Here is a 20317-nt window from a genome sequence, read left to right as displayed (position 1 = left end):
TTAGTCTGCCTGATGGGAAAGCCATTTCCCTTTTTCATCAAATACCGTCACGCCCGGCACTCTGGAGTAATTCCCTTCCCCTTCTGATTTATAGTGGGTCGCCAGTATATGGGGAGGGAGATACTTAAACTCAAAGTAGCCATCATCAGGGTTCTTGACGATCAGCTTGCCTATGCTGTCGATGAGGCCTTCTTCTACTTTGAAGTAGCGATTATCAAGGTTGTTTTTAAAAGACGTCGCTTCACCATACGTAAACAGGTTCTTTTTCTCTTGTGCAGCAATAGCAGGGAAACGCGTCACATCAAGCTGACGTAATACATGCAGGAACATCAGGCGCTCCAGCGGCGTTCCTGCATCTTTCGGGACTAAAAATTGTAATGTGAGTCCACTTCCCACATTCACATTGTATTCATAGCCGACAAACGCGCTGTCGCCATAAATAAAAATGTTATCAACTTCTTTACCTTCAGGGACGATCTCTTTGGTTTCAGCCATGAGTTCAGGAATCGATTGGGGAGCGATCGTAAAATAAATATCGTACTTAAACACTTCCGACGGGAACCGTATTTCAATGCGCGTTTTTGACATGCTCCGTTTAATAAAGCGTTCAGGCTTTTCCATGCGCTGTTCGAGCGTTTTCCAGATAGCCTGATGCATTTCTGAAATATTAAATACATCAGCGCTCTTTACTCCATACTTCGCTTCCAGTTCCTGCTGAGATAATGCCAAATCGTACATCGACAACGCCTGCTCGCCACGGTAACGTTCATCCATGGTACGCAGTACAGCAAACGCGTTGGCTAATGCGACGGTGTCTTCAGCATTCGCTAACCCGATAAAGTAGCGTTGCTTAGCCTCATCATATTGAAAATAGACGGCTTCCAATTTTCCCTGTTGATTAGCATATGCCGCGCCGTTTTCAGACTGGAACAACACGCCCTTTTGCCCTTCCAGCCACGATGCCAGATTAAAATCCTCTTTTGCCGCGCTAACGGTAAACAGGTCAAAATCGGTGTTATTCTGCTTATCCCGATAGGTGTAAATCTGCGTGTCTTTATTTTCCCGATCGATAAGCAGACGCCCCATTCTGCGCACATAAGTCCCGTGTTCCCACAAACTCAGCTTGTCGAACATGGCAAAAGGCAGCTTAATCGTAAAGTCGTCTTCAGGATAAAAAGGGATACCGGGGAAATCATCCATCGGCGCGCGGTTAAATGTTTCTTTCTCTTCAAGAAGCCGCGTCTGATAGGCTTTTTTGCGATCGTCAAAACGTTGCTTGAGCTTGAGTAAAGCGGGTGACTGTTCTTCCGTCTTTTTCAAGACCATGGTGATTTCACAATAATAAAACGCACAGGCAGCGCTTTTATCCGATACGAACGTAACCGTGTTTTTCCCGGCGATTTTTAGCGTGTGCCACATACCGTTGACCTGTATACGGTTGTCTTTCATCTCCTCGGTATATTCGCCATCCTCGCTGTAGTAACTCACCTGCGTCGGCGTCAGATTAAAATAGAGGTCGTTTTTAATGCCCTTGAGGTTTTGTGCGATATGTTCCTGAAGGTTATCTCTATTTTTATTGGCTTCAGGATTTTTACTGTTATCAAACACCACGCTGATATCCTCAACAAGGTATTTCCCCTCGTTCAGCGTCTCTTCTCCGTTACAGCCCGATAGCCATAACGCCATCATGATAATACCCAGGTATTTCTTCATCACTTCATCCCTGTAAAATTAAAAAGCCTCTGAATATAGGAAATACAGAGGCTAATAACACATCAACTTAATAAAATTGATTATGCTGTTAACACATCTCTGTTCTGAATAGACTGGCCTACTCACTTTTTTTCTGCTTATCAAGAATTTGTTTAATTTTTACGAAGTCAGGCGATTTTTCCTCAACTCTCTTCAATGTCATCGTGATTTCACAGTCAAAAAAATCACAATTGGTCTCTTTGTCTGATATCAGTTGGATCGTATCCTTTCCATCAGATTTAACCGTCAACATAATGTCATTAAGCTGCATCCGCCCGCCTTTCAGGTTCGCATCATGCTTTTCACCCTGAAGATAATAGGCTCCCTGTTCTGGGGTGAAACTAAAATAAATATCCCCCTTACTGTCGACGGCTTTTTTAGTAATGCCTTCCTGAATGACAGACAGCTCCTTTTGACTCATCGTCTCCTTGCTATTATCAAATTTGAGATTAATGTCATCAATTCGATAAAATTTCTCTTCGCTATTACAGCCAGACAGCCATAGCGCCATGATGACAACACCGAGGTATTTCTTCATTTCATCCATCCTTGTTAACGTAAAAAAGCCTCTGAATGCCGTGGCACGCAGAGGCTAGCAATGCATCAGTAAGCTGATGTTATCAAAAAATTTATTACAATTCAGGCACTACCGACTAGGGTTTTAGCCATTGGTCCAGAAAGCGAAACACCTCTTCCTGCTGTTCCTGATAGAACACGTGCCCCAGCTCAGGCCATATTTTGGTTTGCAGTTTGCTACCCGCCCGTTGGGATTGCCATACCTCATGCATTTTGGCGTAAGCATCCTCAACCGATTTCGTCGGGAACAGCTTGTCTTGGCCGCCGTTAAATAACAGCATCGGTTTTGGTGCAGCAACGCTCGCCACATCCGGGAAGTCAAAGCGTGTCGGTTGCCCCGGATGCAGCATATAGAATGCCGACTGGCCTCTGAGCACATTATTGCCCGGCGTCATCAGCCCTTCGTATGTACCAATCCAGGAAACTGCCGCCGTTGCTGCCACCTTGTCCGACAACGCGGCAAGCTGCCAGGCACGATAGGCCCCCATTGAGAACCCTACGACGCCAATACGTTGCTTATCCACCTGCTCAAGCGATGCCAGAAAGTCCGTTGCCCGCATGTCTTCATAGGCCATCAGACCCGCGAGCGAACGCCCCAGATTAAAGAAGTTACTTGCCAGCGCCTGCTGCTGCTCATATTTGATCGGCCCGCGCGATCCCCAACCTAGCGCATCAACCGCCAGCACTACATAGCCCCGCTTCGCCAGTTCATCCCCGACAAAACGACCAGTGAAAAACTTATCCGCCCACGCCTGTGCAGAAACGAGCTGTTCGTCATTGCCCCACGGCTTGATCATCTTCTCCTTGCCGATATCAAACTTCGCGCCGTGATCGTGCAGCAGGATGACCGCAGGATGCGGCCCCGCGCTTTTTGGCGTCAGGAGCAACGCATCTACGCGGCTTTCATCCGTCAGATTGAACGCGACTTTCTCCGCCGTGTAGCTACCGCGATCCTGTTTTTCAATCGCCTGCGGCGCAAAGTCTTTGGTGGAATCCGGCGTCAGGAGCAGCGAACGCAGTGTTTTTCGCGACTGGGATTGCCACTGGCTAAAATCCGTAAAATTTCCGGATAGCCAGGAGTCCGAGTAGGTCATCTGCTGTTTAAGCTGCGGATAAAACGAAGGCAGCCCTTCATCCGTGACCGCCTGATTCGTCGCGGGTTGAATCGTAGGGTTCATATCGTTCGCCATCAGTGAAGGGCTGGCCAGCAATGCCGCCAATAGCCAGACAGAGGAGCGTAAGGTATTAAGATTCATCATAACCTCAAAAATAAAACAACGTTTCTTTTTTGAGGTTTGATTGTAATTGACGCAGCTAAAAATAAACGGACGGAACGCGCATTCTGCGAAGCGTCCGGCAAAAAATCGCACCCAAGTACTTTACCGTCGCGCCACGGGGAAACCGTGTTGTCTGGCAGACCACACCACAACGAGCGCAATCAATAACAGCACCAACAGCACCGGAGAGAATGCGACGACACCGAAATGCTCCAGCAGCACACCGCCGATGATACCGCCTCCTGCGATAGCCATATTCCAGACGGTGACCAACATGGACTGCGCCACATCGGCTCCTTCCCCAGCGGTTCTGACTATTGCCGTTTGGAACAATGTCGCCGCGCCGCCGAAAGCAAGCCCCCAGACGCAAACGGCCGCATAGACCACAGCATGTATCTCACCCGCCACGCCAAGTGCCAGCACGGATACGCAGAACAATGCCGAACAGGCAAGCGTCAGGGCTCGTAAATAGCGGTCAATCAGCACGCCAATCATCCAGATACCCAGTAACGATGCGACACCGAATACCAGCAGCACCAGACCGGTCTGTGCGACCATACCCACCGCCGCGAGAAACGACGCAATATAGGTGTAGAGGATGTTATGCGCCAGCACAAAGGCCAACACGACGCATAATACGGATCGCACACCTGCGACCGTGAACACCTGCCCCAGCGACAGCCTCTTGTCTGCCGATTGCCCAGCGAAATCCGGTACCTGAATACGAACCCACAGCATGAGTATTAATGCCAAACCACTCATCATACCGAAGCACATACGCCAGCCGAGTAAGTTACCCAGAAAGGTGCCAGCGGGCACACCGAGCGACAACGCCAATGGGGTACCCACCATCGCTATCGCAATAGCGCGTCCCTTCTGATGTTCAGGCACCATACGCGCCGCGTAGCCTGCCAGTAGCGCCCACAGCAACCCGGCTGAAACACCCGCCAGAAAACGCGCCGCCATCGTCAATACATAGCTGCCGGAAAACGCGGTAATCGTATTGGCAACGACGAAGCCTGCGATGGCTGATAGCAGCAGCAGGCGGCGACGCACACCTTGCGTCGCCGCGGTCAACGGGATCGCGGCCACTAAAGACCCCACGGCATAGATAGTCACCGTCTGCCCGACCCAGGCTTCAGACACTGCCAGCCCTTGCGCCATCTGCGGCAACAGGCCCGCAGGCAGCGCTTCGGTCAGGATAGTGATGAAGGCTGCCGTGGCTAACGCCAGCAATGAGGCAAGGGGCAGTCTGTCATGATGTGTATCCGTCATTGAGGCCGTCATCGTATTGCCTCCAACGAGCTATACACGGCATCACGCAGATCGGTGACAAAACGCCCCGACATCCCCTCGTACATCGTGTTGGTAAAAGCCACCACGCTTAAACCTTGTTGTCGGTCGACAAACCATGAATGACCGTAAGCTCCCCCCCAGCGCCAGGTGCCTGACGACTCTGGTGACTCGGCTAACTGCGGATCGCGCAGGACCGATAAACCAAGACCAAAACCGCAGCCCGGTGCATTGGGCAGCTCCAGCCCTTGTGTTTGATCGCGCCCCATCTCCTCGATCAACGCGTCAGGCAGCAGCACGCCTCCCCCTTTACGCAGGGCTTCCAGCAGGCGCAGCAGATCCCAGGCCGTCCCTGCCATACCTGCTCCACCAGATGGAAAGGCCTGTGCATTACAGATACGAGCGGGGCTATACGCGATGCCGATGGCTCCCTCGAAAGGAGAAACCGTTTCGCCTTCGGCCAGGCGATGTGGCTGTGGAGTGTCGTTCACGTAGGCCGTCGTCAGGCGCAATGGATCACGTACAGTGAAGCCCGTATCGTGCATGCCCAGCGGCTCGGTCACCAGTTGGCGCACAGCCTCATCCAATGGCGAACCCTGAACGCGTTCGATCAAGGCTCCCAATACGTCCGTTGCCAGCGAATAACCCCAGGCTGTTCCCGGCACGTATTGCAGGGGGACGCTGGCGATACGACTCAGGTTCTCATTCAAACTGATGTCGGAAGCATCCATACCGTCGGAGACACCCGCCTGTGCGTAAGGGCCGTCCGCATGGGGTTCGAAAAAGCGGTAGCCCAAACCCGCGGTGTGGCTGAGTAACTGCCGCACGGTAATGCTCGCTGGGCTGCCGTCGAGCAGTCGGGTCTGGAACGTTGGTATCCAGCGAGTAATATCTTCATCCAGATCGAGCCGACCTTGCGCCACCAGCACCAGCGCCGCCACAGATACGATGGGCTTACTGACAGAGGCAAACCGGAAGATGGCATCCAGCGCCATCGGGCGGGCATTCTCCCGGTCAGCCCATCCTGCTGCTTGCTGATGAATCAATTCGCCGTTACGCGCGACCAACACAACGGCGCCAACCAAACGCCGATCGTCCAATGCCTGCTGGACGGCAGACTGAATTCGGGCGGAGAAATGCGTTGATGGCGCATCGGTATCCAGAGGGAATACGGGAGTTATCACAACATGTTCCTTTCATCAATGAGCGTTCCCGTTACGATAAAAAATCAGCAATTAAAGAAAAAGTGGGCTACAGTTCCTCGATATACGGAACAAACAGTCCGTAATAGAGAGAGAGTATGGATAGCCTGAATGGCTTCATGGTGTTTGTACAGGTGGCAGAAACGCGCAGTTTTGTTGCGGCGGGTCGATTACTGGGCGTATCAGCGTCAGCAGTAGGCAAAAGCGTCGCACGGCTCGAAGAAAAACTGGGCGTGAGACTGTTTCACCGCAGTACGCGCAGCATCACATTGACCGCCGAAGGCTCACTGTTTCTGGCGCGTAGCCGACGTATTCTGGCCGAAATCGAAGCCGCAGAACTGGAACTGTCGCAGACCAAAGCCGTACCGCGCGGACGCCTGCGGGTAAGCCTGCCATTGGTCAGTTCACTGGTGCTACCCGTTCTCGGCGAATTCATGCGTGAATACCCCGAAATCGAACTGGATCTGGACTTTACTGACCGCATGGTGGATGTGATTGAGGAAGGTTTCGATGCAGTCGTACGGACAGGTGACCCCGTGGATTCACGCCTCACCGCGCGCAGGCTAGGCACTTTCCGTTTTCTGGTGGTGGCAGCGCCAGACTACCTTGCCCGTTACGGTTGTCCCCAGACACCTGCCGACCTGATGCAGCATGCCTGTCTGCACTATCGCTTTCCCAACAGCGGCAAACTGGAGCCATGGGCGCTGCGGCTTCTCCCCGGCGAACCAGAGTTGCCATTGCCCACTTCGATGATCTGCAACAATATCGAAACGCGCGTTTGTTTTGCACTGCAAGGGCTGGGAATCGCTTACCTGCCGGATTTCTCTATCCGTAAGCAGTTGGCAGGAGGGCAACTACAGCCGATCCTGACCGACTACGTGGAACGCAGCGGCATCTTCCATGTGCTATGGCCAGCCAGCAAGCACCCATCACCAAAAGTACGGGCATTCGTGGATTTCCTCTGCGCGCGAGTATTTCCCGCTTCTGATACATAAAAAAAATCCGGCACCTGTATAGGTGCCGGATTGAATTCACGCTATGCGAACCTGAGAGAACTTACTTCTTCTTCGCTTTCGGGTTCGGCAGGTCGGTGATGCTACCTTCAAAGATTTCAGCAGCCAGACCAACAGACTCATGCAGCGTTGGGTGCGCATGGATGGTCAACGCGATATCTTCCGCATCACAGCCCATTTCGATCGCCAGACCGATTTCACCTAACAGTTCACCACCGTTAGTACCGACAATCGCACCACCGATAACACGGTGAGTTTCTTTGTCGAAAATCAGTTTGGTCATACCGTCAGCGCAGTCAGACGCGATCGCACGGCCAGACGCCGCCCATGGGAAGGTCGCGGTTTCGTAGCTGATGCCTTTCTCTTTCGCTTCTTTCTCAGTCAGACCCACCCATGCCACTTCCGGTTCGGTATAGGCAATAGAAGGAATTACTTTCGGATCGAAGTAGTGTTTCTTACCGGAGATGACTTCAGCAGCAACGTGGCCTTCATGCACGCCTTTGTGCGCCAGCATCGGCTGACCGACGATGTCGCCGATAGCGTAGATGTGCGGCACGTTGGTGCGCATTTGCTTATCAACATGGATGAAGCCGCGATCGTCAACTTCCACGCCCGCTTTTCCAGCATCCAGGTTTTTGCCGTTCGGCACACGGCCGATAGCGACCAGAACCGCGTCGTAACGCTGTGGCTCGGCTGGCGCTTTTTTACCTTCCATCGTCACATAGATGCCGTCTTCTTTGGCTTCTACCGCCGTCACTTTGGTTTCCAGCATCAGATTGAACTGCTTGCTGATACGTTTGGTGAAGACTTTGATGATGTCTTTGTCAGCTGCCGGAATCACCTGATCGAACATTTCAACAACGTCAATCTGTGAACCCAGAGCGTGGTAAACAGTACCCATTTCCAGACCGATGATACCGCCGCCCATGACCAACAGACGTCCTGGGACGCTTTTCAGCTCCAGCGCATCGGTAGAATCCCATACGCGTGGGTCATCATGAGGAATGAAAGGCAGTTGGATCGGACGTGAACCCGCAGCGATAATGGCGTTATCGAAGTTGATCGTCGTTTTGCCGTTTTCACCGTCGACTTCCAGCGTGTTAGCACCGGTAAATTTGCCCAGACCGTTAACGACTTTAACTTTACGGCCTTTCGCCATACCAGCCAGACCACCGGTCAGTTGGGTGATGACTTTTTCTTTCCACAGACGGATTTTATCAATGTCGGTTTTAGGTTCACCGAACACGATACCGTGTTCCGCCAGCGCTTTAGCTTCTTCAATGACTTTAGCAACGTGCAGCAGGGCTTTGGAAGGAATACAGCCAACATTCAGACACACCCCACCCAGCGTGGAGTAGCGCTCTACCAGTACGGTTTCCAGACCCAAATCCGCCGCGCGGAATGCAGCAGAGTAACCCGCGGGGCCGGCACCAAGTACCACTACCTGAGCTTTAATTTCAGTACTCATCATGACCTCTTAATTGATTTCCGGCGGGTCTGTGACGTCACACCCGTCATCATTCTGATTGAGGGTGTATTTTTAATAACGCCCTCTTCCACCGGGACGTGTCTTTGCCGCAGTAGTTTACAAAATCGTTAACAATTTTGAAACAACAAGCGACTAACGATTTGTCCTTAATCACTGATTGCTGTAACAAATAACAGCTTATCAGAAAAAAGCCGGCCGTCAGGCCGGCTTTTCGATTACATCACCAGACGGCGGATGTCAGACAAAGTGTTGTTAATGATGGTAATGAAGCGTGCACCATCAGCACCGTCAATGACACGGTGGTCGAAGGACAGAGACATCGGCATCATCAGACGCGGCGTGAACTCTTTACCATTCCAGACCGGTTCCATCGCGGACTTAGACACACCCAAAATAGCCACTTCCGGTGCGTTGACGATCGGCGCAAAGTGCGTAGTCCCGATGCCACCCAGGCTGGAGATAGTGAAGCATCCGCCCTGCATTTCGCCTGCAGTCAGTTTGCCATCACGGGCTTTCTTGGAGATTGCCATCAGTTCGCGAGACAGCTCAATGATGCCTTTCTTGTTCACGTCTTTGAACACCGGAACCACCAGACCATTCGGCGTATCAACCGCAACACCGATGTTGATGTATTTCTTCAGCGTCAGACGTTGAGCGTCTTCAGACAGTGAACTGTTGAAACGAGGCATCTGCTCAAGCGCAGCAGCAACGGCTTTCATGATGAAGACAACCGGGGTGATCTTCACGTCCAGTTTGCGCTTCTCAGCTTCCACGTTCTGCTGTTTGCGGAACGCTTCCAGCTCGGTGATATCCGTTTTATCGAAGTGCGTAACGTGCGGGATCATCACCCAGTTACGGCTCAGGTTAGCACCAGAGATTTTCTGGATGCGGCCCAGTTCCACTTCTTCCACTTCACCAAACTTGCTGAAATCGACTTTCGGCCATGGCAGCATGCCCGGCAGACCGCCGCCAGCGGCAGCTGCTGGTGCAGACTCAGCGCGTTTCACGGCATCTTTCACGTAAGCCTGAACGTCTTCGCGCAGGATACGGCCTTTACGACCAGAACCCTTCACTTTCGCCAGATTCACGCCGAATTCACGTGCCAGACGACGGATAACCGGCGTCGCGTGAACGTAAGCGTCGTTCTCTGCGAATTCGCTCTTGCCTTCCGCTTTTGCAGCCGGTGCTGGCGCAGCAGATTTTGCCGCCGGAGCCGGTGCAGCCGCCGCTTCTTGCTTGGCAGCCGGGGCCGCAGCAGGCGCAGCGCCTTCTACTTCGAAGACCATGATCAGTGAGCCGGTTTTCACTTTATCGCCGGTGCTGATTTTGATTTCTTTAACCGTACCCGCGAATGGCGCAGGCACTTCCATCGAAGCCTTGTCACCTTCTACGGTGATCAGTGATTGCTCAGCCGCGATTTTATCGCCAACTTTAACCATCACTTCAGTCACTTCGACTTCGTCACCGCCGATATCTGGTACGTTCACTTCTTTAGCGGCAGAGGCCACTGGCGCAGCTGCTGCAGGAGCAGCGGCTTGTGCCGGAGCGGCAGCAGGTGCAGCACCCGCCACTTCGAATACCATGATCAGAGAACCGGTAGAGACTTTATCGCCGGTGCTGATTTTGATCTCTTTAACCGTACCTGCGAAAGGTGCCGGAACTTCCATAGAGGCTTTGTCGCCTTCTACGGTGATAAGAGACTGTTCAGCAGCAACGGTGTCGCCCACTTTAACCAGCACTTCAGTCACTTCGACTTCGTCGCCGCCGATATCCGGTACGTTGACGTCTTTCGCTGCCGCTGCAGCAGGTGCTGCAGCCGGCGCCGCTTCTTTCTTCTCTTCTGCCTTGGCAGGCGCAGCGTCAGCTGCACCGTCGGCGGAATCGAAAATCATGATCAGTTTGCCAGTTTCAACTTTGTCACCCACAGAGACTTTAATCTCTTTAATGACACCAGCCTGCGGAGAAGGGACTTCCATAGAAGCCTTATCACCTTCCACCGTGATCAGCGACTGTTCAGCTTCAACTTTGTCGCCAACCTTCACCAGCACTTCGGTGACTTCAACTTCATCTGCACCGATGTCCGGTACGTTGATTTCGATAGCCATGTAATCTTTACCTCTTATGCCAGACGCGGGTTAACTTTATCTGCATCGATGTTGAATTTAGTGATGGCATCAGCAACCACTTTCTTATCGATTTCACCGCGTTTAGCCAGTTCACCCAGAGCCGCAACAACAACGTAAGACGCGTCCACTTCGAAGTGGTGACGCAGGTTCTCACGGCTGTCAGAACGACCGAAACCGTCAGTACCCAGTACGCGGTAATCGCTCGCTGGGATGAAGTTACGGATTTGCTCAGCAAACAGCTTCATGTAGTCAGTAGATGCAACCGCTGGCGCATCGCTCAGTACCTGAGCCACGTAAGGTACGCGCGGCGTTTCGGTCGGATGCAGCATGTTCCAACGCTCACAATCCTGGCCTTCGCGAGCCAGTTCAGTGAAGGAGGTTACGCTGAATACGTCAGAACCGATGCCGTAGTCTTTCGCCAGAATCTGAGCGGCTTCGCGTACGTGACGCAGGATAGAACCTGAGCCCAGCAGCTGCACTTTACCTTTGCTACCTTCAACCGTTTCCAGCTTGTAGATACCCTTACGGATACCTTCTTCCGCACCCTGCGGCATCGCAGGCATGTGGTAGTTTTCGTTCAGCGTGGTGATGTAGTAGTAAATGTTTTCCTGCGCTTCACCGTACATGCGGTGCAGACCGTCATGCATGATGACCGCAACTTCATAGGCGAATGCTGGATCGTAGGAGATACAGTTCGGGATGGTCAGCGACTGAATGTGGCTGTGACCATCTTCGTGCTGCAGACCTTCACCGTTCAGCGTCGTACGGCCTGAAGTACCACCGATCAGGAAGCCACGCGCCTGTTGGTCACCCGCTGCCCAGCACAGATCGCCGATACGTTGGAAACCGAACATGGAGTAGTAGATGTAGAACGGGATCATTGGCAGGTTGTTGGTGCTGTAAGACGTTGCCGCCGCCAGCCAGGATGAACCTGCGCCCAGTTCGTTGATACCTTCCTGCAGAATCTGACCTTTCTGGTCTTCTTTGTAGTAAGCAACCTGCTCACGGTCCTGCGGGGTGTACTGTTGGCCTTTCGGGCTATAAATACCGATCTGGCGGAACAGACCTTCCATACCGAAGGTACGCGCTTCGTCAGCGATGATTGGAACCAGACGATCTTTGATCGATTGGTTCTTCAGCATCACGTTCAGGGCACGAACAAACGCGATAGTGGTAGAGATTTCTTTGTTCTGCTCTTCCAACAGGGTGCTGAAATCTTCCAGCGTTGGCAGTTCCAGCTTCTCATCAAAGTTCGGCTGACGAGACGGCAGGTAGCCACCCAGCGCCTGACGACGCTCGTGCAGGTATTTGTACTCTGCAGAATCTTTATCGAAAGTGATGTACGGCAGGCTTTCGATGTCGGCATCAGATACTGGCACGTTGAAGCGGTCACGGAAGTAACGCACGCCATCCATGTTAACTTTCTTAACCTGGTGAGCGATGTTCTTACCTTCAGCCGCGTCGCCCATACCATAACCTTTAATGGTATGCGCCAGAATAACGGTTGGTTTGCCTTTGGTATCCTGTGCTTTTTTCAGTGCAGCGTAGACTTTCTTCGGATCGTGACCACCGCGGTTCAGTGACCAAATCTGATCATCGGTCCAGTCTTTAACCAGTTCAGCCGTCTCCGGGTATTTACCGAAGAAGTGCTCACGCACATAGGCACCGTTTTTGGATTTGAAGGTCTGGTAGTCACCGTCAACGGTTTCTTCCATCAGTTGGATCAGTTTACCGCTGGTATCTTTACGCAGCAGTTCGTCCCAACGGTCGCCCCACATCACTTTAATCACATCCCAGCCAGCGCCGCTGAAGATGCCTTCCAGTTCGTTGATGATCTTACCGTTACCAGTAACCGGACCATCCAAGCGCTGCAAGTTACAGTTGATAACGAATACCAGGTTATCCAGTTTTTCACGGGTCGCGATGGTGATCGCACCTTTGGATTCTGGTTCGTCCATTTCACCGTCGCCCAGGAAGGCATAAACGGTTTGCTTAGAGGTATCTTTCAGGCCACGGTTTTCCAGATACTTCAGGAATTTAGCCTGGTAGATAGCACCAATCGGGCCCAGACCCATAGATACGGTCGGGAACTGCCAGAAGTCTGGCATCAGTTTAGGGTGCGGATAAGAAGACAGACCGTTACCGTGAACTTCCTGACGGAAGTTATTCATCTGGTCTTCGGTCAGACGGCCTTCAAGGAAGGCACGAGCGTAAACACCCGGAGAAATGTGGCCCTGAAAGTAGACCAGGTCGCCGCCGTCCTGCGCAGTGCGAGCACGGAAGAAGTGGTTAAAGCACACTTCATAGAAAGTGGCGGAAGACTGGAAAGAAGCCATGTGGCCACCCAGATCCAGATCTTTTTTCGAAGCACGCAGTACCGTCATGATCGCGTTCCAGCGGATTGCTGAGCGAATACGACGTTCCAGATCCAGATTACCAGGGTACTCCGGCTCGTCTTCCACTGCGATGGTGTTGATGTATTGACGTGCAGCCGTACCAGCAGCAACGCTGACACCGCCTTTACGTGCTTCACTCAGAACCTGATCAATCAGGAACTGGGCGCGTTCAACACCCTCTTCACGGATGACCGATTCGATCGCCTGCAGCCAGTCGCGGGTTTCGATCGGATCCACGTCATTATTTAAACGATCTGACATGGTTATTCCTTATCTTCTCTAATAAGTTGGTTTGTTGGAGCCTGTCTTCCTGCATTCTGGCTTAGATTTGGCCATAAGCAAAACGCATGAAGACAGGCTCATCGTCGTGATTACCGCATTCGGAGCACCAAAATATAGGTGCTCAGTCCTTGCGTTGCTGGAGCCGACGCAGCGATCTCTCGCGCCGACTATGTTCCCGGTTAAGATCCAGCAATACTTCCTCAATAAACGCCAGATGACGGTGTGATGCTTCGCGCGCCTTCTCTGGCTCACGGGCAACAATCGCCTCAAAAATGCTGGCGCGATGAATGCTCACCTGAGCCAACACTTCGCGGCTCAAATAAAGCAATTCAAAATTCTGCCTCACGTTCTGTTCGAGCATCGGCCCCATACAGCGTACCAAATGCAGCAAAACCACATTATGCGTGGCTTCTGTTACAGCAACCTGATACTGCATAACGGCTTCTGACTCGGCGTTCAGATCGCCCGCTTCCCTCGCCTTCTCAATCACGGCATGGCAATCCCGGATGCGTTGCAGATCCGACTCTGTGCCACGCAGTGCAGCGTAGTAGGCAGCAATGCCTTCCAGCGCATGACGCGTTTCCAGAAGATCGAACTGTGATTCGGGATGAGTGCTCAGTAATTCTGCCAGCGGATCGCTGACGCTTTGCCATAGATTGGCTTGAACGAAGGTACCACCACCCTGACGGCGCAAAAGGAGACCTTTGGCTTCCAGGCGTTGAATGGCTTCTCTCAGAGAAGGGCGGGAAACATCGAACTGTTTTGCCAGTTCGCGCTCCGGTGGGAGCTTCTCGCCGGGGCGCAAGGTTCCCTCAAGTATCAGAAACTCCAACTGCTGCTCAATCACATCTGACAGTTTGGGCTGACGGATCTTGCTGTATGCCATAGTGAATTCTTCTCTGCGAATGGCGCGGAGTCAATTGGTAATACCAATTTAAAAAACGTGACGCTAAAGTAACAAAGTATTCACCTTCTGTCCATAAGGACCTTGAGCTAAATCACCAATCCCGCCAGATTTTAACAAATGCACGAGAAACATGCGGCAAAGTGATAGCCCGCCTGTGGTATGACCATTAATCCCCCCTGTCTATATTTTAACTTTTTTGAAACGTAAAGCAGGCATTGCTGAACCGTTTAAATGCGCAAATAGTGAATTTTAATTCGAAATATAAGAATTTTTATTCTTATAAGAAAAAGGAGATACCTCGACGCTCCTCATCGTGGTTAGCACCATTTTTACAGCGGGGATAACGAGATAATAAAAGGGAGTAAACCCAAAGAGGTACTCCCTCCCTAAATCACCTTCAGCTTCTCCTACTCAGGGGCTTAATCAATAAAAGGTAAGAATTTTGATGTAGCGATAGTTTTTAATTATCAGGCTATAAGAAATCAGTGCAATCTTGTGCACTTACCACTATTCTCTGGCAAACGGTAGCCGTTTTCTTATTTTAAGAAATACCACTCCGTAAAAATAAAATTACACAAACGTACAGTCACTAATACGCGTGTTCGTTCACACCGTGTTTTTTACTTGCACTGGCAGAGGGTTAAATTGGATGGATAATCAACAAACGGACGGCACGCTAAAGCGTGGTTTGAAAAACCGTCATATTCAGTTGATTGCCTTGGGTGGCGCGGTAGGTACTGGCCTCTTTCTTGGTATTGCGCAAACGATCAAAATGGCCGGACCATCGGTCCTGCTAGGCTATGCGATTGGCGGCCTGATCGCATTTCTCATTATGCGCCAGTTAGGCGAAATGGTGGTTGAAGAACCGGTAGCCGGATCGTTCAGCCACTTTGCTTATAAATACTGGGGCGATTTCGCGGGCTTTGCATCGGGATGGAACTACTGGGTACTGTATGTTCTTGTCGCCATGGCCGAGCTCAGCGCCGTGGGGATTTACGTCCAGTACTGGTGGCCAGACATCCCAACGTGGGTATCTGCTGCCGTATTCTTCCTGTTGATTAACGCCATCAATCTGGCAAACGTCAAAGTCTACGGTGAGATGGAGTTCTGGTTTGCCATCATCAAAGTCGCCGCGATTATTGGCATGATCGTCTTCGGCGGCTGGCTGCTGCTCAGCGGTACGGGCGGGCCGGAAGCCACCGTAACCAACCTGTGGGCCCAGGGCGGGTTCTTCCCGAACGGCGTGCTCGGCCTGGTGATGGCGATGGCCGTTATCATGTTCTCATTTGGCGGGCTGGAACTGGTGGGGATTACCGCAGCAGAAGCGGATGACCCAGAGAAAAGCATTCCACGCGCGACCAATCAGGTTATCTACCGCATCCTGATTTTCTACATCGGTTCACTCGCTATCCTGCTGTCACTTTACCCATGGGGCAAGGTTGTGGAAGGCGGTAGCCCGTTTGTCATGATCTTCCATGAACTGAACAGTAACGTCGTAGCAACGGTGCTGAACATCGTGGTACTGACCGCCGCGCTGTCCGTTTACAACAGCTGTGTGTACTGTAACAGTCGCATGCTGTTCGGTCTGGCGAAACAGGGTAATGGACCGAAAGTACTGCAAACCGTCGATCGCCGTGGCGTGCCGGTTGTCGCTATCGGTATCTCCGCGTTGGCGACAGCGCTGTGCGTACTGATCAACTACCTCATTCCCGGTAAAGCCTTCGAGCTGCTGATGGCGCTGGTCGTGTCCGCGCTTGTGATTAACTGGGCGATGATCAGTCTGGCGCACCTGAAGTTCCGCGCGCAAAAGGACAAAGAAGGCACCGTGACCAAGTTTAAGGCGCTGTTTTATCCGCTGGGTAACTACATCTGCCTGCTGTTCCTGGCCGGTATACTCGTCATCATGTTCCTGACACCGGGCATTCAGATTTCCGTCATGCTGATTCCGGTCTGGCTGATTATTCTGGGTGTAGGCTACTTCATCAAAAAGAAAAATCAGGTGAACTAAACCGTTCCCACATTCACCGTATCCTTTTCCATGGCCGACGCTGTCGGCCATTATTTTTCCTACCAACCCACAACAAACATCAGACCAACGCGCCGTATATCGTCAGAAGTGCGACCACCACTACCAGCACCAATGTCACCTTTTTCGCTAACGTCACAGCAGCTTTGGGCGTCTCTACCGGCTCAATGTGGGGTTCACGCGCCAGAGAAAATTGAGCCAACTGCGTTAACACCCAATATTGCGAACTGCGGAAATCCCCTAGCGACGCGAACCAGGCTGGCAACGCTTTTTCACCATGACCCAATAGTGCGTAAGCCGCACCGGCCAAACGCGCGGGAATCCAGTCAAGCCAATGCAGCAAGCTATCAACGCCGGACTGCGCACGTTCCAGCGGCGTGTTGTGCCGCGCCAGCCAGGTCTGTCTGGCACGTAGAAATGCGTATCCCATCAGCGCAATCGGCCCATATGGCCCGGCTGCGATGAACCAGAACAGCGGCGCTAAATAAAACCGGAAATTTATCCACAGCAACGCGTTTTGCAGTTCTTTCAACTGCTCGCTTTCGCCCGTGCCGACGGGCAGCCCGTGAATCAACGCCAGCTCCGTCGCCATTTCCCGGCGGGCATCTGCCTCGCCGCGTTGCGCCGCCTGCAAATAGCGCCGATAGTGCTGACGAATTTCACCCGCGCCAATGCACATCAGGCTGATAACAATCCACAGCAGAAGAGAAATCAGGCCGAACAGAATGCCGCTTGTGAGCCACAGCAGGCCAGCCACGATGCCCATGCTGCATAGCGTCAGGAACAACGTTTGAAATAAAGACGGAGATGGAACGTGCCGGAACACCACCTCAAGTCGATGATCGATCTGCCAGTGCTCTCCCTGTTTGAACAAGCGCTCCCAGGCCAGCGTAAACAACAGTGTAAACAGCGTCATTAATCTAGGCTCCCTTTGTTCTCTGTCCGATTTTCTTGTAGCTGACGATGATAGCCATCCCAGTCAAATGCCGGGCCGGGATCGGTTTTACGGCCCGGCGCGATGTCACTGTGCCCGGTAATTCGCGATAAAGTGATGGGGTAAGCCTGCATTAATAGGCGTGTAATCGCCACCAGCGAATGATACTGCTCCATGGTAAAAGGCAACGTATCCGTCCCTTCCAGCTCAATCCCAATAGAGAAATCATTACAGCGTTCGCGGCCTTCAAACATCGAAACACCAGCATGCCAGGCACGCTGATCGAACGACACATACTGTGTGATTTGCCCGTCACGGCGAATCAGGCAGTGTGCCGCAACGCGTAAATGGGAAATATCGGCAAAATAGGGATGCGCAGTGGGATCCAGCGTTGCTGTAAACAGTTGATCAATATAGGGTCCACCAAACTCACCGGGCGGCAAACTGATATTGTGGATCACCAATAAGGAAGGTACCTCGTTATTCGGGCGACCATCATAATGCGGTGAAGGCGTGTGTGTAATGTCGGATAACCAGCCATTTTCCAAAAGCATCGGCGATAACCTCGCATCGTGTCGTTTGCCGGCTGAATCAGGCGTAAAAACACCTTCAGGAGTAAAAACAATGTCAGGTGTAAAAACAAGGGTAACCAGAAGGTCCTTGTATCCAAGATACCATGTTTCGCGCCATCCTATCTATCCAACCGGATATCAATAGGTTTTACCGTTCATTTTGTGATGTTCTCGTCGCTTTCCTATCCGTAATCACTCTCCGCCGCCTTTTTTATTCATGTGAAGTCCCTAACCTCATTATGTGACAAAAATCACATTACAAATGTAATAGAGCAACAAAAGGCAATCGTTTTCGTGCATTGCGTCTATTTTTACTTAAAATGCATACCAAAATTATCTTCTGATTTTTTTAGATATTGCAAAAACTTATTCCGCGCTCTTACGCACGACGTCAATGACATCTCTAACACTATGGTACTTAAGATGAAAAAAACTTTCGCCGCAGGCGCCTTGCTCGCACTGTCATGCTCAATGCCTGCCCTTGCCGACAGCAATAAAGCCGAATACCTCTCCGACTGGTGGCACCAGAGTATTAACGTCGTCGGCAGCGCCCACACGCGTTTTGGACCGCAACTAAACAGCACGACCTATCTGGAATACGAAGCGTTTGCACGTAAAGACTGGTTCGATTTCTACGGTTACGCCGATGCGCCGAAGTTTTTTGGTGGCGATCCCGCTAGCCGCGGTATTTGGGACAAAGGCTCTCCTCTGTTTGTCGAGATCGAACCACGCTTCTCCATTGATAAACTGACGGGAACTGACCTCAGCTTTGGTCCGTTTAAAGAGTGGTACATCGCCAATAACGTTATTTACGATCAGGGTCGCAACAGCGGTTCACGCCAGAGCACCTGGTACATGGGGTTAGGCACCGATATTGATACCGGCACCGACCTGTCTCTGTCAGTGAACGGCTATGCCAAATACCAATGGCAAAACTACGGCGCAGCGAACGAAAACGAGTGGGACGGCTACCGCGTAAAAGTGAAATACTCTTACCCACTGGGCTCTCTGCTGGGCGGCAACGTCTCGTATATCAGCTTCACCAATTTCGATTTTGGTTCAGAGCTGCGTGATAAATCAAATGCAAGCCGTACCAACAACTCTATTGCCTCCAGCCATATTCTGGCGCTGGGCTACGACCACTGGCACTACTCTTTCGTCGCACGTTATTTCCACAACGGCGGCCAATGGGCTGATGGCGCAGAACTCAATTTCGGCAAAGGTCCGTTTGAAGTGAAATCTACCGGCTGGGGATACTACCTGGTCGTCGGTTATAACTTCTAAAGCCGTATACCCTTTACGGCGACCACGGATGTTCGCCGCAAAGGAAAATGAAAGTAAAACATTGAATTTTAATAAATATTCATTCTGGATGTCCTGATATAAACAAGGTAGCATAGACCTCCGAATCCCCCCTTCGGAGTTTGTCATGTCAACGCGTCGCTACAGTCAGGAACAACGTCAAAAAACCTTGCTCGCTCGTATTGCACAAGATATCCCCGCCAGCGTGCAACTGGCCTTGCGTGAAGATTTAGGTGGCATCGTCGATGCCAATCAAGACATTACCGCGCTTCTGTTACCCGACGACGAGACCGTCAGCGCACGCATTATCACGCGTGAAGCGGGTATCTTCTGCGGTGCGCGTTGGCTTGAAGAAGTCTTTTCTCAATTGGGCAACACAACAACGATCGTCTGGCACGTCGCCGATGGCGATGCCATCACCCCCAACCAAACGCTATGTGAGATTACGGGGCCAGCCAAACAGCTTCTGACTGGCGAGCGCACGGCGCTAAATTTCCTGCAAACGCTGTCTGGCGTCGCAACGGAAGTCAGCCGCTATGTCGCGGTATTGCAGGGAACGCGCACTCGGCTGCTGGATACACGTAAAACGCTGCCAGGACTGCGAACCGCACTGAAATACGCCGTATCATGCGGTGGTGGAGATAACCATCGGCTCGGCCTATCCGATGCTTTTCTGATTAAGGAAAACCATATCATCGCCGCTGGCTCAATCAAAAATGCGGTCGAAAAAGCACAGTTTCTGCGCAATGATGTTCCGGTAGAAGTTGAAGTCGAATCGCTGGATGAATTACAGCAGGCGCTGGACGCAGGTGCCGATATCATCATGCTGGATAATTTCAGTCTGGATAACATCCGGGAAGCCGTTAACACCACACAAGGCCGCGCACTACTGGAGATATCCGGTAATGTCACCCTCGACACGCTGCGTGGCTATGCAGAAACCGGCGTGGATTATATCTCGGTGGGGGCGTTAACCAAGCACGTACAGGCGCTGGATTTATCCATGCGCTTTATTTAAGCGTTCTCTTTTTCTTCCGACGGGGTGCCCTTTCGCACCTCGTTCTCGCTTATTTATCTCATCTTCCCATCACACCGTACCAATACGCCCTTCCTACTCTGCCCGGACTTTCTGTCCTGATAATGTGAATAATGCGTACCTGTCCGCAAAAA

Annotated in this window: 15 protein-coding genes; 4 read left to right on the top strand and 11 right to left on the bottom strand. The window is 51.8% G+C overall.

Features of this window, described 5'->3' with window-relative positions; translation table 11 throughout:
* The 5 genes from AB8809_RS03665 to AB8809_RS03645 all read right to left on the bottom strand — a co-directional run bounded on the left by AB8809_RS03665 (nucleotide 1) and on the right by AB8809_RS03645 (nucleotide 6082).
* A complete protein-coding gene (locus AB8809_RS03665) occupies nucleotides 1–1713 on the bottom strand; it encodes a hypothetical protein (protein ID WP_349854554.1) in 1713 nt (570 codons plus the stop codon).
* Between the two features lie 118 nt (nucleotides 1714–1831).
* On the bottom strand, nucleotides 1832–2290 hold the full coding sequence (locus tag AB8809_RS03660) for a hypothetical protein (protein ID WP_180778557.1): 459 nt from the start codon (nucleotides 2288–2290) through the stop codon (nucleotides 1832–1834).
* A 115-nt stretch (nucleotides 2291–2405) separates the two neighbouring features.
* Nucleotides 2406–3584, bottom strand: a complete 1179-nt coding sequence (locus tag AB8809_RS03655; protein ID WP_015841697.1) for a dienelactone hydrolase family protein — start codon at nucleotides 3582–3584, stop codon at nucleotides 2406–2408.
* A gap of 123 nt (nucleotides 3585–3707) precedes the next feature.
* Nucleotides 3708–4892 (bottom strand): MFS transporter, encoded by a 1185-nt coding sequence (locus AB8809_RS03650; protein ID WP_181847182.1) that lies wholly within the window; start codon nucleotides 4890–4892, stop codon nucleotides 3708–3710.
* Entirely contained in the window at nucleotides 4889–6082 is a 1194-nt protein-coding gene (locus AB8809_RS03645) for a serine hydrolase domain-containing protein (RefSeq protein WP_349854555.1), read from the bottom strand. The genes AB8809_RS03650 and AB8809_RS03645 overlap by 4 nt, the downstream gene beginning before the upstream one ends.
* A 116-nt stretch (nucleotides 6083–6198) precedes the next feature.
* On the opposite strand from AB8809_RS03645, the gene AB8809_RS03640 reads away from it, so the two are divergent.
* Nucleotides 6199–7095, top strand: coding sequence for a LysR family transcriptional regulator (locus tag AB8809_RS03640; RefSeq protein ID WP_349854556.1), 897 nt, complete (start codon nucleotides 6199–6201; stop codon nucleotides 7093–7095).
* Between the two features lie 61 nt (nucleotides 7096–7156).
* Here AB8809_RS03640 and lpdA read toward each other — a convergent pair whose 3' ends face one another.
* The 4 genes from lpdA to pdhR all read right to left on the bottom strand — a co-directional run bounded on the left by lpdA (nucleotide 7157) and on the right by pdhR (nucleotide 14292).
* A complete protein-coding gene (gene lpdA, locus AB8809_RS03635; protein WP_039278363.1) occupies nucleotides 7157–8581 on the bottom strand; it encodes a dihydrolipoyl dehydrogenase in 1425 nt (474 codons plus the stop codon).
* Between the two features lie 236 nt (nucleotides 8582–8817).
* Nucleotides 8818–10707 carry a pyruvate dehydrogenase complex dihydrolipoyllysine-residue acetyltransferase gene (gene aceF, locus AB8809_RS03630; RefSeq protein WP_349854557.1) on the bottom strand — a complete coding sequence of 630 codons (1890 nt, stop codon included), beginning with the start codon at nucleotides 10705–10707 and terminating at the stop codon, nucleotides 8818–8820.
* 14 nt (nucleotides 10708–10721) lie between these two features.
* Nucleotides 10722–13385, bottom strand: a complete 2664-nt coding sequence (gene aceE, locus AB8809_RS03625) for a pyruvate dehydrogenase (acetyl-transferring), homodimeric type (RefSeq protein WP_015841703.1) — start codon at nucleotides 13383–13385, stop codon at nucleotides 10722–10724.
* A 142-nt stretch (nucleotides 13386–13527) separates the two neighbouring features.
* Nucleotides 13528–14292 carry a pyruvate dehydrogenase complex transcriptional repressor PdhR gene (pdhR, locus tag AB8809_RS03620; protein ID WP_015841704.1) on the bottom strand — a complete coding sequence of 255 codons (765 nt, stop codon included), beginning with the start codon at nucleotides 14290–14292 and terminating at the stop codon, nucleotides 13528–13530.
* 670 nt (nucleotides 14293–14962) lie between these two features.
* Between pdhR and AB8809_RS03615 the strand changes: the two genes are divergently transcribed.
* Nucleotides 14963–16321 carry an amino acid permease gene (locus tag AB8809_RS03615; protein WP_015841705.1) on the top strand — a complete coding sequence of 453 codons (1359 nt, stop codon included), beginning with the start codon at nucleotides 14963–14965 and terminating at the stop codon, nucleotides 16319–16321.
* A 79-nt stretch (nucleotides 16322–16400) separates the two neighbouring features.
* Here AB8809_RS03615 and ampE read toward each other — a convergent pair whose 3' ends face one another.
* Both ampE and ampD read right to left on the bottom strand, forming a co-directional pair.
* Nucleotides 16401–17255: a beta-lactamase regulator AmpE gene (gene ampE, locus AB8809_RS03610; protein WP_015841706.1), complete on the bottom strand. Its 855-nt coding sequence runs from the start codon at nucleotides 17253–17255 to the stop codon at nucleotides 16401–16403.
* Nucleotides 17255–17827: a 1,6-anhydro-N-acetylmuramyl-L-alanine amidase AmpD gene (gene ampD, locus AB8809_RS03605; RefSeq protein WP_015841707.1), complete on the bottom strand. Its 573-nt coding sequence runs from the start codon at nucleotides 17825–17827 to the stop codon at nucleotides 17255–17257. Before ampD ends, ampE begins: the two co-directional genes overlap by 1 nt.
* Nucleotides 17828–18268: 441 nt before the next feature.
* Between ampD and AB8809_RS03600 the strand changes: the two genes are divergently transcribed.
* Both AB8809_RS03600 and nadC read left to right on the top strand, forming a co-directional pair.
* Nucleotides 18269–19129: a nucleoside-specific channel-forming protein Tsx gene (locus tag AB8809_RS03600; protein WP_181829318.1), complete on the top strand. Its 861-nt coding sequence runs from the start codon at nucleotides 18269–18271 to the stop codon at nucleotides 19127–19129.
* 145 nt (nucleotides 19130–19274) lie between these two features.
* Nucleotides 19275–20165 (top strand): carboxylating nicotinate-nucleotide diphosphorylase, encoded by an 891-nt coding sequence (gene nadC / locus AB8809_RS03595; protein ID WP_349854558.1) that lies wholly within the window; start codon nucleotides 19275–19277, stop codon nucleotides 20163–20165.
* The last annotated feature ends 152 nt before the right edge of the window (nucleotides 20166–20317 follow it).

It is taken from the genome of Pectobacterium aroidearum, from assembly GCF_041228105.1.
Taxonomy (GTDB): Bacteria; Pseudomonadota; Gammaproteobacteria; order Enterobacterales; family Enterobacteriaceae; genus Pectobacterium; species Pectobacterium aroidearum.
Note: the sequence above shows the minus strand (reverse complement) of the source record. Positions and strands in the feature narration are given on the sequence as shown.